Origin of the sequence: Acinetobacter sp. ANC 3813 (assembly GCF_002135435.1) — a bacterium.
Taxonomy (GTDB): domain Bacteria; phylum Pseudomonadota; class Gammaproteobacteria; order Pseudomonadales; family Moraxellaceae; genus Acinetobacter.
Genome location: NZ_NEGK01000009.1, coordinates 83,490 through 98,049, shown reverse-complemented (window position 1 = coordinate 98,049; position 14,560 = coordinate 83,490). Strand labels below are relative to the sequence as shown.

Sequence of the window (14,560 nt, the reverse complement as noted above, 5' to 3'; positions counted from 1 at the left end):
ACTGGCCACACAGTTGGCTAGCCCAGACTTCATAAGAAAAAGGTAGTATACAACGATTTATGATGGTATCTAAATATTCCAGCGGACATGTTAAAAAGAATTATTTAGACATTCCTAATCACAAAAAATATCTATTCAAGTCAAATAATAAGAAGCATAAGGCCTGTTTCAAACCTTATCAGTTTATTGGTCAGTTTCCGCTTATGTAAATATCAATTGATGGGGAAAGGAATTTTAGAATTTGAGGAATGTTGAAGCATGAAAAAAATGATACTGAAAAGCTTGGCTATTTTTTATGACGAAATTAAAGTTTTAGTCGTGAATAAAATACAGTTGGTTACCATAACTGCAACACATGCAATCATTTGAGCATGTAATATGATAAGACAAAGCTCTTGCAGATTGACCGGCTTAAGAGAAAATTTAAGCCAGTTTTTATACTTCTAAATCAAGGGATAACTTATTGAAAACACCAAAATTACACCAATAAATCGCAAGATGCTGATTAAACTAGGGAGTATCTAAACAATGATTTTAGTGACTGGTGGATTAGGCTTTCTAGGCTCGCATATTGCTTTAAGTCTTTTAGCGCGAGGACAAGAAGTCATTATTGTCGATAATTTATCAAATTCAAACTTGCAAATTTTAGAGCGCCTTGAATATATCTCAGGCATGTATGTGCCCTTTGTAAAAATAGACATTCGCAATACTCCAGCTTTAAATAAAGTATTTGAGCAATATTCAATCAGTGATGTAGTGCATACAGCAGGCTTTAAATCTTTAGAAGAATCAGTTTTGAAGCCGCTTGAATATTACAATGATAATGTCAGCTGTATTATGAGCCTCATGCGCGCAATGCAGCGTACAGGCGCGCGAAACCTCGTTCATCTATCGAGTTTGAGTGTTTATGGACAATCTTCTGCGGAATTAAAGGAAGATCTGCCATTTCATTATGCCTATCCAAATCCTTATGTAAAATCTCAGCAAATGGTTGAGGAAATTATTCAAGACACTGCGCGAACTGACAATGAATGGAAAATCGCTATTTTGCGCTTAGGTAATATTGCAGGCGCATTTGAGCATGCTGTACTGGGGGAGTTTATTCCGCCCTTACCTAAAAATATTGTTCCGCTTGCTATGCAAGTGGGCGCGTTGCAGCGTGAGTTTATAGAGTTGCGCAAACAAGCCAATACCGAAGATAAAACTGTCGAACGCAGTTTTTTACATGTGTTAGATGCATGTAAAGCCGTCTCGCAGGCACTACAATGGCTGCAGGGGCAGGAGCATTGCTGTGAGGCATTTAATATTTCAGGTGAAATGATTTCAATTCAAAATCTGCTCGCGCTAATTTCTGAAGTGACTCAGAGTAAAATTCAAACTATTGATGCGCCATATTATCCAAATGCAGAGTTTGATCAGCTGGGCAGCAATTCAGATAAAGCCAAAAATGTCCTTCACTGGACACCTGAACATAGTTTGAAAAAAACTTTGGAAGATGAATGGCGTTTTTATCAAATGACATTGCGTGGACAATAGTCTTTCTACATGGCATGGTTAACTGTATAGGCTAGATAAATTATTAAAAACCGTTTAAAAACATTAGGTGCAATAATTTAAAAGTCGGATTGTGGTAATCTGAAAAACCCGAGAAATTGTAAATAATTATCATTTACATAAATTTAAATCTTTCGTACACTGCAAAAATAAGCCAAAGCAAGCTGTTAGTGCCATAGCCAATGTTTTAAACAAGGTCTAGACAAGGAAATGAGGTTGCAACATGCATACACGTATTGAACATGACACTATGGGTGATGTGGAAGTACCTAGTGAAGCAATGTGGGGCGCACAAACACAGCGCAGTCTGCAAAACTTTAAAATTGGCGGTGAACGCTTACCGCGTCCAATGATCCGTGCGATGGGGCTGGTTAAAAAATCCGCTGCTATTACTAATGCAGAGTTGAATCAAATTCCGAATGAACTATCTCAGTATATTGTTGATGCCGCAGAAGAAGTTATTGCAGGGCAGTGGGATTCACAATTCCCTTTAGTGGTTTGGCAGACGGGTTCTGGCACGCAAAGTAATATGAATTGCAATGAAGTGATTGCCAATATTGCCAATCAAAAACTAGGCAATCCTTTGGGCTCACAAAAGCCGGTTCATCCGAATGACCATGTTAACCGCGCGCAGTCTACCAATGACTCATTTCCTACAGCCATTCATGTGGCGGCAAGTCTGCAAATTAATGAGTTGCTGATTCCGGCTGTTACGCAGCTGCGCAATACTTTAGATGCAAAGTCGCAAGAATTTTCTGACATTGTCAAAATTGGCCGTACTCATCTGCAAGATGCTACACCTTTAACTTTAGGCCAAGAGTTCAGCGGCTATGTATCGCAGCTGGATCATGGTTTAAAACGTTTGCAGCAAGCGCTGTCAGGTTTATATGAGTTGCCTTTAGGCGGTACTGCAGTTGGTACAGGTTTAAATGCACATCCAGATTATGCAGTCAAAGCTGCTGAACAATTAGGTGAGCTAACAGGTCTGCCATTTGTGACCGCGCCAAACAAATTCGAAGCGCTGGCTGGCCGTGATGCTGCTGTTTTCGCATCGGGAGCATTGAAGACTTTGGCTGCGAGTTTAAATAAAATCGCGAATGATATCCGCTGGCTGGCAAGCGGCCCGCGCTGCGGTTTTGGTGAACTACGCATTCCTGAAAATGAACCAGGTTCAAGCATTATGCCGGGCAAAGTGAATCCTACGCAAAGCGAAGCGATGACCATGGTTGTTGCGCAAGTGATGGGTAATGATACAACCATCAATATTGCGGGTGCTTCGGGTAATTTCGAGCTGAATGTGTTCATGCCAGTGATTGCATTTAACCTGCTGCAGTCTATTCAGTTATTAGGAGATGCATGCAATAGCTTTAATGATCATTGTGCAGTCGGTATTGAACCAAACCGTGAAAAAATTGATCATTTCCTGCATGATTCTTTAATGTTAGTGACAGCGCTCAATCCTGTAATTGGCTATGAAAATGCGGCTAAAGTGGCTAAAACTGCTTATAAAGAAGGCAAAACATTGAAACAAGTGGCTGTAGAATTAGGTCTGGTGACTGAACAGCAGTTTGATGAAGTGGTGCGTCCAGAGCAGATGGTCTCTGCCAATACCAAATAGATTTCACAATGTGAGTTAAAGCTATACTTGGCTTTAACTCACTTCTGTAGCTGTAATAAAAAATTACTTAATCGCTTCAATGATTGAAACATGCGGACAGTTCGCATATGGCTGTAGTTCTGGCGAAAGCTGATCAGGTACTTCAAGCGGATGCCACGTGATTTGCTGAAAGCCAGCTTGTTGAAGTGTGCTGTTTAAAGTGTCTCTCGACCAGTAATAAGCTTTAAGATCAATTATATGTGGCTCCATTCGAATGTGTAAATCGACTTTGCTGCCGTCACTGCGCGGTTCTTTTTCTATGAGTTTAAATCCGCAAACGCTGTAATAATCAGGGTCTAAATGAAAATCAGGATGAAGGGGCAAAGTAATGAGCCTGCCGCCCGGTTTTAACATTTTGAACATCTCGTTGCACATGCTACTAAGATCTGCTTGTTTCACTACATAGGGCATGACGTAGACTGCGAGAATAATATCAAATGTACCTTCAAATTGATCATCCAAATGCGAGTAATACTGAATACCAAGTTTGGTCTTTTCTTCACATTCACGTGCATAAGCCAACATGCCTTCTGATATATCGTAACCTGTAACTTTTTGCGCGCCTTGTGCATGAAGCCAGCGTGTAATTACACCTGGACCGCACCCAAAATCTAAAACTTTTTTGCCAGCAAGATTTCCCAGTAATTTTTTTAAAGTTGGAAGTTCTAATTCTTTTCGGTAAGGCCATGCCAATGTACCGTCATATAGAACTGGATAATCGTCAAATGTAGTGGGATCAAACTCAAGATTTTCAGATGTATTTTGTGACATGACTTACCCTTTTAATATGTTAATGTGATGGTATATTTGATTGGTATGGAATTATTTTTATTTATAATCAGTATATTACATTAGCAAAAATAAAACGGTAAGCGGCAATGATTTGCAATAAAATTTCATAAAAGTTATTTCAAAATGTGAACATTTCAAGAGTGGTGACATCACTCAGAAATACTGATTGCGGTCTGAAGTATTTTTTTAAATAGGCTTTTCGTGGCCCGATGAAAATTGAAACTTCTACTAATTCAATGCATGTATAAACAATCAATTACCTTTGAATAAAGCGCCATAGTTGTTAAAATATATTTTGATTTTTATAACTGTTGTGCATTTCTTTTTTGAAAGAAAAATAATGTATTAGAAACAGTACTCTAGCTAGGAAAGATTTAATGTTTGATATTTATTTAACCGATGTTCAAAAGAAAGTTCAGTTTAAGGATTATCCGGGTGAACATCCTGTTAAATTTGTCTTAAATTTTAAGAAAATTTTCCCAAGTGTAATGGAACTCATGCTGCCAGTACTTCCAGAAAATGAAAATTTGGAAGAAATGACATGGGAATCTACAACACAAGATTTTGAAACCTTCAAATTGCTGCTCAGCGGCTGGGGCGTGATTGAACTGCGTTTAAATGTGATTGCGCAGTACAAAGACCGCAAATATGCAGACAGCTTAGTCAAACAAGCGCAGCAAAAACGGAAGGACTTTTCTAAGGCTCAGCCTATGCTCAGCACAGTAGATTTAGATTATCTATTTATGCATGAAGTGCATGGTTTGATTGATGCAGAACTGGTAGAGCTGGGCGAGAAATTCTATTTGCCGGCTTTGCGTGATCTATGGAAAGGCAAAGTGTCAGTGAAAGTTTTGCAAGCGAATTTTTAATTTTAAGCTAAAGGTCTTTGAGTTCTGCAGCTCAAAAATTCCTCCTTCTATTGGGGGATTTTTTATATGCCTTGAATTTAGCATGTGCTTAATTCATCTGAAGGCTAAATTTTTTATCAAATGGTTAAAAAACTCTCTTTTGATACTGAAATTTGGAATTGAATTTGCATAATGATTAAGGTGTTTTTAGGAGCACTTTAACTGCTTTCTCCTCAGGTTCTCAGTACAAAGCGGCTCTTATTAATTTAATGACAATACAAAGGAAATATTCATGTCGAATCAGTTTATCGATCATATTACTCAGCGCCGTACTATTTATGCAATTGGCAAAAATACAAATCAAAGCCCAGAACATCTAACTGATTTGATTCAAACTGCAATAAAGCAAAGCCCATCTTCATTCAATTCTCAGTCTTCACGCGCGGTGATCTTATTTGATGGCGAAAGTGAGAAATTTTGGAATCTTGTGGCTGAAAAATTGAAGTCTTATGCGAAAGATGAAGAAGGCGCAGCAAAAACAACCGCTAAAATGGCGAGTTTTGCAGCGGGTGTTGGCACAGTTCTTTTCTTTGAAGATATGGATGTGATTACAGGCCTGCAAGAGCAGTTCCCTTCATATGCTGAAAACTTCCCTATTTGGGCAGAGCACTCAACAGCAATTGCGCAATTTGCAGTGTGGACAGCATTGCATACTGAGGGTCTAGGTGCATCGCTGCAGCATTACAATCCAATTGTAGATGCAGAAGTACATGCAGAATGGGATATTCCTGCAAACTGGAAATTGCGCGCTCAGCTGGTGTTTGGTTCAGTTGAAGGTGAAGCAAAAGCCAAAGGCTTTATGGATGATGCAGCACGTTTTAAAGTTTTTAAATAATTATAAGATCAGCAAGATGAATGATTATTTATGTTTATGAATCATTGAATTTTGCGAATTTGTAAAAGTGAAGGCGGAATACTGAAAACAGTATTCCGCCTTCTTTTTAGTCCAACGGAGGGGAAGGACTAAAACTTAGAACCAATCGGCCTGCATGTTGAGGCATGTATCATCAAGCTGATTGAGTAATTTTGCATAATGTTCAATTTCAGGCAGTTCCCAGCGTATAAAATATTGCGCAGCCTGTATTTTACCGGCCATAAAATGCTGATCTTCAGCATGGCTGCTGTCTGCAAATTTGAGTACGGCTTTATTTGCCATATCCAGCCATAGCCACGAAATCATGGTTTTACCCATCATTTCTAAATACAGCGCAGAGTTTGCCAAGCCTAAATCAGTTTGGCCATCTGCAAGTACTTTGCCTAAAGCCTGTGTAGTTTTCTGTACAGTTGTTAGATGCTGTTTAAATATTTCAGCCAAGGGAATTAATGATTCATGAACGGTCTCATTCAACGTGCTCTGCATGCGCTGAGTCAGAAGTATTAAGCCTTTGCTGTTCTGCTGCCAAAGTTTACGGCCAAGTAAATCTAAAGACTGAATGCCAAAAGTACCTTCGTGAATTGGATTTAAACGGTTATCGCGGTAGCATTGTTCTAAAGGATATTCACGGGTATAGCCAGCTCCACCTAAAACTTGAATGGCTAAATCGTTGGCTTTAGGCCCATAGGCCGAAGGGAATGATTTCACCACAGGGGTGATTAAATCTAGCAGTAATGCGCTGTCTTCATCGGCATTGGCTTGATGTTCATCAATTAAACGCGCTGCAAAGAGGCAAAGTGCAAGTGATCCTTCCACATAAGACTTTTGTGCAAGCAGCATACGTTTGACGTCAGTATGCTGAATAATACTGACAGGCTTAGCCAATGGATCTTTATTCGAAACTAAGCGTCCTTGGGGTCGGTTTTTTGCATAATCCAAAGACTCTAAATAGCCACGATAACCAATCATTGCTGCACCAAGCGCGACACCTACGCGGGCTTCGTTCATCATTTTGAACATGTATTTTAAGCCTGCACCAGCCTCCCCAATTAAGTAGCCTGTGCACTGGTCTTGCTCGCCAAAACTTAAAACGGTGGATGTCGTGCCGCGGTAGCCCATTTTATGCAGCAGGCCCGCGAGCTGTACATCATTGTGTTCTGCCAAAGAACCATCTGCGTGCACTTTAAATTTAGGCACAATAAACAACGAAATACCTTTCACACCTTGCGGCGCATCTTGTATACGGGCTAAAACCAAATGCACAATATTTTCTGTGATGTCTTGATCACCGCCAGAAATAAACATTTTCTGACCCTTAATCAAATACGTACCATCTGCTTTTGGCAGCGCTTTGGTGCTTAAATCACCCAATGATGAACCGACGTTCGGTTCAGTCATTGCCATCGTACCTGCGAAGCGACCGCTAAACATATGCGGTACAAAATCGCGTTTTTGAGATTCTGTACCAAAGGCTTGAATGAGATTGGCAGCAGCTGCAGTTAAAAATGAATAGGCCGCTGTCGAAGGATTTGCTGACATAAAATAGGCATTGGCCGCCATATTAATTAATGTTGGAAGCTGCATGCCGCCTTGGTCATAGTCATGCTGCGCGCAAAGCAGTCCTGCATTTGCCAATTGTGTCCAAGCTGTTTTTACTTCTGGAAGAGTGGTGACTGTTTTGCCGTCAAAAGTCGGCTCATGATGATCAGCCTTTGCATTGTGCGGAGCAAAGAAATCTTCTGCAATTCCTCGAGCGGTATCTAAGATGCTATTGAATGTAGCCGTATCATGCTCTGCATAGCGTGGAAATTGTGTCAATTCTTCTGCTTTGAATACATCGTAGAGCAGGAAATTTAAATCCTTTTCATTGATCAGCTGAGCCATGCATGCATCCTCTTTTCAGTTCTTTATCGTCTGCATTAAGACTATCAGTTGATTTTTAACTGGAGGATTGTCAATAATGACACTTAATAGGTTGAAAACGACAATATAAAATCGCAGATAGAATTCTGCATAATTGGTAATGAATACAAGCATGAAAAGAATCGTTATTTTAGGTTTTGATGGCGCTTTAGCCACTGCAATTACAGGGGTGACCGACCTTTTTTCTATGGCGGGTGTCAGCTGGAACCGGATTCAGAATCAGCATATCCAACGACTTTTTGATGTGAAAATTGCCAGTGAACAGGCGCAAGCGATCCAATGCATTAACGGCATGAAATTACAGGCAGATTTATGCTTTGCAGAAATCCTGCAGGACGATTTACTGATTGTGCCTACAATTGGTGCACCTATATTTGACACATTGAACAGAAATCCCAAGCTGGTGCAACTGCTGCAAAAAGCAGATCGGCGTCATCAGCTCATTGCAGGAAATTGCACAGGAAATTTCTTTTTAGCAGAGGCAGGAATATTAAACGGTAAACTGGCGACTACACATTGGGGCTTTCAGCAGCTACTTACAGAGCACTTTCCTTTAGTAAAGTTAAACGCAGATCAGCTTATTACCCGAGATCAGCATGTTTATTGTGCAGGCGGCGGTTTGGCATGGTTTGATTTGGGATTGCATTTAATAGAACGCTTTTATGGTTTTGAAACGGCGATACAGTCTGCAAAATCATTTGTGATTGATTACCGTCGTGACAGCCAGCTGTCCTATTCCTTGATGAAAATTGGCAAGCCGCATCATGATGTACTGGTGCAAAAGGCCCAAGATTGGATAGAGCAGCATTATCAGCAGCAGTTTAATTTAGATACGTTGGCTTCATACTTAAATGTCACCGTTAGAACCTTAATTCGCCGTTTTAAAGCTGCCTTAAATATGCCGCCAAATCAGTATCTGCAGTCTATACGCATAGAGGCTGCCCGTAAGCGCTTGGAGGAAACTGAACAGGCTTTAGAGGTGATCATGCATGAGGTTGGCTATAGCGACCCAAGTTCATTCCGCAGGCTATTTCATAAAAAAACAGGGCTGAATCCCATTGAATACCGCCGGCGTTTTAGCCGGCGGTTTTAAAGTATGTTTAATTCAATTCAGCCGTTTTCTGCTGATGGCGGCCATGCAGTAGATAGTATGCTGCTATGCATGCAAAGGCGGCATACGCACTATAAAGATACAGCTCTGAATAGCCTATATAGTCGAGTGCTTTACCAATGAAGTAAGGGCCAAAACCAAGACCGGCATCTAAGAAAATAAAGAAGGTAGATGTGGCGAAGCCCATGCGTTCTATACTGGTGCTTTTCACAGCTAACGTCTGACAAACAGATTGAATATTACCATAGCCAAAACCGAGCAAAGCGGCGCAAAGTAAAAACAGCCACGAACTGTTGGCAATACTCAGTAATACTAATGCAATTCCCATAATGACAAATGCTGGATACATAATGATATTTTCGCCCTTACGGTCCATTAAAGGACCAGTAATTGGACGCGAAATTAAAATAGCAACAGCATAGGTCAGAAAGAAGAATGATGCAGTTTGTACCAAATTAATTTCTTCGGCATAAAAGTTAATAAAGGATAAAACACCCGAATAACATATGGATGTTAAAAGCATAATCATTGAGATAGGCAACGCTTTGGGTTCTACAAAACGTGACAGCAAACTAGGCTTAACGGCAAAATCATCTTTGGTTTGAATAGGAGATTTCGCCATTTGCGGTAAATTCGGAACTTTAATCAACAGTGCAACCAGTAAGCAGCTGACCGCAATAACACTGGAAACAATGAAAATGGCGTGATAGCCGATATGCAGCATCATCCAAATTGCGAGAAAAGGGCCGATCGCTGTACCCAGCGTGCTGCTCATACTGTAATAGCCAATTCCTTCGCCGCGCCGGGCAGGCGGCAAAATTTGCGCAATAATCGTCCCCAGTACAGAAGAGGCGATACCCATCATAAAGCCATGCATAAAGCGGACAAATAATAATGTACTGACGCAAAATGGAATGAAATATAAAAAGGAAAAAACTAAAAAACCCAGCAGGCCAATCACTAAAGTCGTTTTACGGCCTAAGCGTTCAAGAAATTGACCCACAAGCAAACGGCCAACCAAAGTCCCGACAATAAAAAGACCAGAAATTAAGCCAGCTTGCGCTGTAGAAGCGCCTAGCTCAGCTACGGCATAGCCGACAATCACAACCACCAAAAGGTAGAAAGTCAACACCAGTTGAAAATTGATAGAACTGACTAAAATGAAGTTTCTAGTCCATAAGGGGGCATTATCACTCATGGTGCTTACCTGCTGTTCTGGCTTCAAGGGCATTGCCGATTTGATGCATCACTTCTGCACTCTGCTGCAGATTGTGCTGATCCAAGTGCCGAGTCAGCTGCTGTTCAAATTGATCAATTTCTGCCGCGCATTGCTGGTACAGTTTTGCTCCAGCATCGCTAAGGATCAACTTTTTCTGACGCTTATCTTCAGTATGCACCTGAGATACAATATTGAGCTGAGCCAATATATGTGTCCGTTTGGCCACGGATGGTTTAGATACATTTAGATATTCAGCAATTTCTATGGATGTACAGCCTTCTTTATGCTGTATGACAAACATGACTTGCCACAAAGAATAGTTCAGCTGATATGGGAGCAGGATTGTGTTTACTTCATCGCTGAACAAGCGGGCGCAGCGCATCAGCGAGGCTCGAAAACCTAATTGGGAGTTCATAATAGTTAACTAGGGTAACTAAATTTATTGCAACTTTACGCCTATTAAAATGAATAATCAAGTGAAAAAAGCTAGAGTTTGATGCGCTCAATAAATCTATAAGTATAATTGAATAAATACAATAGGTTAATTATTAAAAAGGTTTCTTCTTCAAAGATATATTTGGATTTTTTGTATTGATATATAAGTGTAAAGTCTGTGTTTTATGTCTAAATATAGGCATAAAAGAGAAGAGTTAGACACCCCTCTATATTATGCATAATCTTGTAAATTAGCCCAATCAGGCAGAATTATTATGGGGCTGTAGTAGATAAAGTTAAATTTCAGTCCATTTTAATAGTGTTTTAAGCTGTTGCTTTGGGCTGCCATAATTGAATCTAAATTCACATTCCTTAATAAATAACGGAAAGGCATTTCGGTCAATACCATTGTATTTCCGCAATACTCTTTTTGCCTGATTCCAAAAGTTCTCAATCCCATTGATATGATTTTGGCCCTCAGCAAAATGACTTGAATGATTAATTCGATAATGGCTAAAGCCTGCAACATCCAAAGCATTATAACTATGCCAATGATCTGTATAAACAATACTATCTGGAGTTATTTTATTCACTATTACAGGCATTAAGGTGCTTGATTTGGTATCAGGGACTATGGCCGTATAAACTTTACCATTAAGCTTGAGTAAACCAAAAACAATCACTTTTCCAGCAGTACCTCGACCACGCTTTCCTTTACGTGCTCCACCGAAGTAACTTTCATCTAATTCAATTTGTCCTTGGAATACTTCGATGGCATCTTGGTCAAGATGATACATAATAATTTGACGAAGCTTACGATAGAACAGTGCAGCAGAATTAGGCTGTATTCCCAATAAATCAGCAGCAGTTCTAGCTGTAACCTCTGCAACAAAAAACTCTAATAGCTTTCTTTGAGTCTTTTTGTTTAATTTACATCGAGTTATCTTCATAAAAGTAGATTATCACAAAGTTAATCTACTACAGCCCCTTATTATTTATACAGTTTGCGATATTCTTTAGGCCGCATCGGACGGCTTTCTTTCCAAAGGCCTTTTTTCTGCTTACGGGCCTTATCCTGTAAAGACTTCATATATTGCAGTTGTTTTTTATCGCGGATGTATTCTTCATACACCCAGGCAGCGCCGCGTTTGACCATTTCTTCATTCATATTGCGGCGATAGCGGTAAATGACACCGACGCAGCGGCCATAGCGGTCTACATCGGTAATTTTAACCCGCACCAGCTTTTTATAGACCATTGCTTTAATGACGCGCTGTGATTCTTTGCCATAGCTTTGTGATGACTCAGGCGCATCTACATAAGCAAAGCGCAGTTTCGTTTGCGATCTGCGGACATTTAACCTAGTGCAGGTAAGGGTATCACCATCACTGACCGCAATTACACGGCACCAGTAAGTTTTTCCTTTTTTGAAGGGGCGGAAAAGATCAGACAGAAAAACATAAAGTTTACGAAAGAGAAATAGGGCAATCAGGCACAGTACGATGCCCAGGCCAATAAGCCAGCTAGGAGATAAATTTTCAAGCATAAAAAAAAGCTGAATTTATTGATCCGTTCGAATAAATTCAGCATAAGTTGGAGATGTTACGGGCACCAATTGTAATTGAAAAGCGCTATTGGCTGGGCTTAAATAATCGGCAAACGGTTTAAAATTAAAGCCGAATCAATTGTTTGCTGAAAAATTGCACATGACTGTGAATTCCTCGGGGTTAAATTGATCAAGGTGAGCCAGAGTTTCAAATCCTGAAAATAGCCTAAGTGAAATGGATGAAATATCCATTAAAATAGCCTAAGCAAAAATTTTAATAATTTCGCTTCGCAAAAAATTATGCCGCGCATTCTCTTGGCTATCTTTATGCCAAAACATCCCCATATTAATTTTAGGTAGTTCAACTGGAACTTCAAAAATATTCAAGCATTCAGCAATTTGCAAATGCGTTAATAAATTTTTTGGAATAGTAAGTACAGCTTTAGGCTGCTGCACCAAAATTTGCAATGCTGTTGAATAATGCTGGCAGCGCAGCGCAATTTTGCGTGATACCTGCTTACGGTTCAAAAAGATATCTTCAATCAAAACACCCGTACGGCGTGAAGAAACACCAATATGCGCTGAAGCGAGATAGCAGGCTTGATCCATTTCCATCTGCTGAGAACAAACAACAAAATCATCTTGCTGTAGACATTGAAATTGAATCTTATCGCCAAAGTTTTGTTCTAAATCAATAACAAAGTCGATTTGCTGCGAAGCCAGATCTGCCACAATATTTTTGCGATCTAATTTGATGCTGGAAAATTGGATATTAAATTGATTTTGCTGAAAATGCGTAACCAATTTAGGAAATATCAAAGGTTCAATTTCATCATGCAAAGCAATTTTTAGAGTCTGAATGCTGCTTGGATCAAAACTCTGATTTTGCTTAGAGATTTTCTGTATGGCGTATAACGCATCTTTAATAGCGGGATAGATCTGTTCAGAGAAAGGCGTAGGAAGCATTTTGCTGCCAGCACGCACAAATAAATCATCCTGTAAATGCTGGCGCAGACGCTGTAAAGCATGGCTGGCAGCTGACTGTGTAATGCAAAGGATTTGCGCAGCTTTTGAAATACTTTTTTGTTCATATACCGCCACAAACAGCGGATATAAATTGATGTCGATACGGTGGAATATTCCCAGATCGATCGGATTTTTACTATGAATTGAGTTCATGAAGGATTATAAAATTAAATCATTTTGTTCATAGTAGTTTTCAAGGTATGTTGTTGTAAAGCCTAAAACACAATATTGAAAAGGATCATGCCATGTTTGAGTTATCAGCACGTGCACAGGATTATATTGAAAGAACAAAGCAGTTTATAAATAATGAAATCGACCCTGTTGAAAGCAAATTCTGGCATGACGTACATGAATTAAATCAAGGCGGTGACTGGACCAAATGGCAGTGGCCAGCGCAGTTGGAAGTGTTAAAAGACAAAGCCAAAGCTGCTGGTTTATGGAATATGTTTTTGCCTTGTGAACAATTAGGCCAAGGTTTGTCTGTACAGGAATATGCACATATTGCCGAACTTTCTGGCCGCAGTTTAATCGCGCCAATTGTATTTAACTGCAATGCGCCTGACAGCGGAAACATGGAGCTGATGTGGCGCTATGGTACGGAAGCGCAGAAAGAACAGTGGCTGAAGCCGCTTTTGGATGGAAAAATCCGTTCTGTATTTTGTATGACTGAGCCAGCAGTGGCATCATCCGATGCGACCAATATGGAAGCAACGGCTGTTATTGAAGGCAATGAAATTGTTTTAAATGGCCGTAAATGGTGGTCGTCTGGTTTGGGTGATCCAAATGCTAAGATCATTATTTTCATGGCGCACACCCCAGACGAGACCAAAGACCGCCATCATCAGCATTCTATGGTTTTGGTTCCAATCGACACTGCAGGCGTCAAGATTGAACGCATGCTGCCGGTATTGGGAGATTATGATGCGCCGCATGGACATGGCGAAGTCAGCTTTAGCAATGTTCGAGTACCCCTAGCTAACTTTATTGGCGGCGCGGGGCAAGGTTTTGAAATTGCGCAAGGCCGATTAGGGCCTGGGCGCATTCACCACTGCATGCGCTGCATTGGCGCAGCGGAAAAATCTTTAGAACTGATGATTGACCGCGGTATGAGCCGAACAGCTTTTGGCAAAGAAATTTTAAAATTGGGCGGAAATTTGGAGCGTGTTGCAGAAGCGCGTGTCGCCATTGATCAGGCGCGTCTATTGACCTTGTATGCCGCTTATAAGATGGATACTTTGGGCAATATGGCGGCTTTAACTGAAATTTCTGCAATTAAAGTGGTTGCGCCAAGTGTATTGGAAAAAGTGGTGGATATGGCTATGCAAATACACGGCGGCGCTGGCGTATCACGCGATACTCCGTTAACAGGTTTCTTTGCCCAAGCGCGCTCACTGCGTTTAGCGGATGGTCCAGACGAAGTGCATAAAGGTATGATTGCAAAACTTGAATTGGCAAAACGCGGTTACAGTTCACGACGCAAAAAGTAAGTATTTTCTATGGGTTTTATAGCATGGC

13 protein-coding genes are annotated in these 14,560 nt (G+C 40.4%); 6 read left to right on the top strand and 7 right to left on the bottom strand.

Annotated features, from left to right (window positions below):
- Window positions 1–528: 528 nt before the first annotated feature.
- The gene (locus B9T34_RS13855; RefSeq protein WP_086213721.1) at window positions 529–1,536 is read left to right on the top strand and encodes an NAD-dependent epimerase/dehydratase family protein; all 1,008 of its coding nucleotides are present in this window, start codon (window positions 529–531) and stop codon (window positions 1,534–1,536) included.
- Window positions 1,537–1,777: 241 nt separating this feature from the next.
- Complete coding sequence (fumC, locus tag B9T34_RS13850) at window positions 1,778–3,172, top strand: class II fumarate hydratase (RefSeq protein ID WP_086213720.1); 1,395 nt, start codon at window positions 1,778–1,780, stop codon at window positions 3,170–3,172.
- Between the two features lie 63 nt (window positions 3,173–3,235).
- On the opposite strand, the gene B9T34_RS13845 is transcribed toward fumC, so the two are convergent.
- Window positions 3,236–3,982, bottom strand: a complete 747-nt coding sequence (locus B9T34_RS13845) for a class I SAM-dependent DNA methyltransferase (protein WP_086213719.1) — start codon at window positions 3,980–3,982, stop codon at window positions 3,236–3,238.
- A 398-nt stretch (window positions 3,983–4,380) separates the two neighbouring features.
- Here B9T34_RS13845 and B9T34_RS13840 point away from each other — a divergent pair, with 398 nt between their 5' ends.
- Window positions 4,381–4,872 carry a hypothetical protein gene (locus tag B9T34_RS13840; RefSeq protein WP_086213718.1) on the top strand — a complete coding sequence of 164 codons (492 nt, stop codon included), beginning with the start codon at window positions 4,381–4,383 and terminating at the stop codon, window positions 4,870–4,872.
- 271 nt (window positions 4,873–5,143) lie between these two features.
- Window positions 5,144–5,746 (top strand): nitroreductase family protein, encoded by a 603-nt coding sequence (locus tag B9T34_RS13835; protein ID WP_086213717.1) that lies wholly within the window; start codon window positions 5,144–5,146, stop codon window positions 5,744–5,746.
- A gap of 135 nt (window positions 5,747–5,881) precedes the next feature.
- Here the strand turns inward: B9T34_RS13835 and B9T34_RS13830 are convergent, their stop codons facing one another.
- Window positions 5,882–7,669 (bottom strand): acyl-CoA dehydrogenase, encoded by a 1,788-nt coding sequence (locus B9T34_RS13830; protein WP_086213716.1) that lies wholly within the window; start codon window positions 7,667–7,669, stop codon window positions 5,882–5,884.
- Window positions 7,670–7,820: 151 nt separating this feature from the next.
- On the opposite strand from B9T34_RS13830, the gene B9T34_RS13825 reads away from it, so the two are divergent.
- Window positions 7,821–8,801 carry a GlxA family transcriptional regulator gene (locus B9T34_RS13825; protein ID WP_086213840.1) on the top strand — a complete coding sequence of 327 codons (981 nt, stop codon included), beginning with the start codon at window positions 7,821–7,823 and terminating at the stop codon, window positions 8,799–8,801.
- Window positions 8,802–8,808: 7 nt separating this feature from the next.
- Here B9T34_RS13825 and B9T34_RS13820 read toward each other — a convergent pair whose 3' ends face one another.
- From B9T34_RS13820 to B9T34_RS13800, 5 genes are all read right to left on the bottom strand, one after another.
- A complete protein-coding gene (locus B9T34_RS13820; RefSeq protein WP_086213715.1) occupies window positions 8,809–10,017 on the bottom strand; it encodes an MFS transporter in 1,209 nt (402 codons plus the stop codon).
- Window positions 10,010–10,453 (bottom strand): MarR family winged helix-turn-helix transcriptional regulator, encoded by a 444-nt coding sequence (locus B9T34_RS13815; RefSeq protein WP_228147456.1) that lies wholly within the window; start codon window positions 10,451–10,453, stop codon window positions 10,010–10,012. Before B9T34_RS13815 ends, B9T34_RS13820 begins: the two co-directional genes overlap by 8 nt.
- 316 nt (window positions 10,454–10,769) lie before the next feature.
- Window positions 10,770–11,423: an IS1595 family transposase gene (locus B9T34_RS13810; RefSeq protein WP_086213713.1), complete on the bottom strand. Its 654-nt coding sequence runs from the start codon at window positions 11,421–11,423 to the stop codon at window positions 10,770–10,772.
- A gap of 41 nt (window positions 11,424–11,464) precedes the next feature.
- Complete coding sequence (locus B9T34_RS13805) at window positions 11,465–12,019, bottom strand: thermonuclease family protein (protein ID WP_086213712.1); 555 nt, start codon at window positions 12,017–12,019, stop codon at window positions 11,465–11,467.
- A gap of 261 nt (window positions 12,020–12,280) precedes the next feature.
- Window positions 12,281–13,198: a LysR family transcriptional regulator gene (locus B9T34_RS13800; protein WP_086213711.1), complete on the bottom strand. Its 918-nt coding sequence runs from the start codon at window positions 13,196–13,198 to the stop codon at window positions 12,281–12,283.
- 92 nt (window positions 13,199–13,290) lie between these two features.
- Between B9T34_RS13800 and B9T34_RS13795 the strand changes: the two genes are divergently transcribed.
- Window positions 13,291–14,532, top strand: a complete 1,242-nt coding sequence (locus B9T34_RS13795) for an acyl-CoA dehydrogenase family protein (RefSeq protein WP_086213710.1) — start codon at window positions 13,291–13,293, stop codon at window positions 14,530–14,532.
- The last annotated feature ends 28 nt before the right edge of the window (window positions 14,533–14,560 follow it).

Excerpts from the sequence above, each read along its gene's own strand:
- B9T34_RS13855 (WP_086213721.1), top strand. The coding sequence starts at position 529 with ATGATTTTAGTGACTGGTGGATTAGGCTTTCTAGGCTCGCATATTGCT.
- fumC (WP_086213720.1), top strand. The coding sequence starts at position 1,778 with ATGCATACACGTATTGAACATGACACTATGGGTGATGTGGAAGTACCT.
- B9T34_RS13845 (WP_086213719.1), bottom strand. The coding sequence starts at position 3,982 with ATGTCACAAAATACATCTGAAAATCTTGAGTTTGATCCCACTACATTT.
- B9T34_RS13840 (WP_086213718.1), top strand. The coding sequence starts at position 4,381 with ATGTTTGATATTTATTTAACCGATGTTCAAAAGAAAGTTCAGTTTAAG.
- B9T34_RS13835 (WP_086213717.1), top strand. The coding sequence starts at position 5,144 with ATGTCGAATCAGTTTATCGATCATATTACTCAGCGCCGTACTATTTAT.
- B9T34_RS13830 (WP_086213716.1), bottom strand. The coding sequence starts at position 7,669 with ATGGCTCAGCTGATCAATGAAAAGGATTTAAATTTCCTGCTCTACGAT.
- B9T34_RS13825 (WP_086213840.1), top strand. The coding sequence starts at position 7,821 with ATGAAAAGAATCGTTATTTTAGGTTTTGATGGCGCTTTAGCCACTGCA.
- B9T34_RS13820 (WP_086213715.1), bottom strand. The coding sequence starts at position 10,017 with ATGAGTGATAATGCCCCCTTATGGACTAGAAACTTCATTTTAGTCAGT.
- B9T34_RS13815 (WP_228147456.1), bottom strand. The coding sequence starts at position 10,453 with ATGAACTCCCAATTAGGTTTTCGAGCCTCGCTGATGCGCTGCGCCCGC.
- B9T34_RS13810 (WP_086213713.1), bottom strand. The coding sequence starts at position 11,423 with ATGAAGATAACTCGATGTAAATTAAACAAAAAGACTCAAAGAAAGCTA.
- B9T34_RS13805 (WP_086213712.1), bottom strand. The coding sequence starts at position 12,019 with ATGCTTGAAAATTTATCTCCTAGCTGGCTTATTGGCCTGGGCATCGTA.
- B9T34_RS13800 (WP_086213711.1), bottom strand. The coding sequence starts at position 13,198 with ATGAACTCAATTCATAGTAAAAATCCGATCGATCTGGGAATATTCCAC.
- B9T34_RS13795 (WP_086213710.1), top strand. The coding sequence starts at position 13,291 with ATGTTTGAGTTATCAGCACGTGCACAGGATTATATTGAAAGAACAAAG.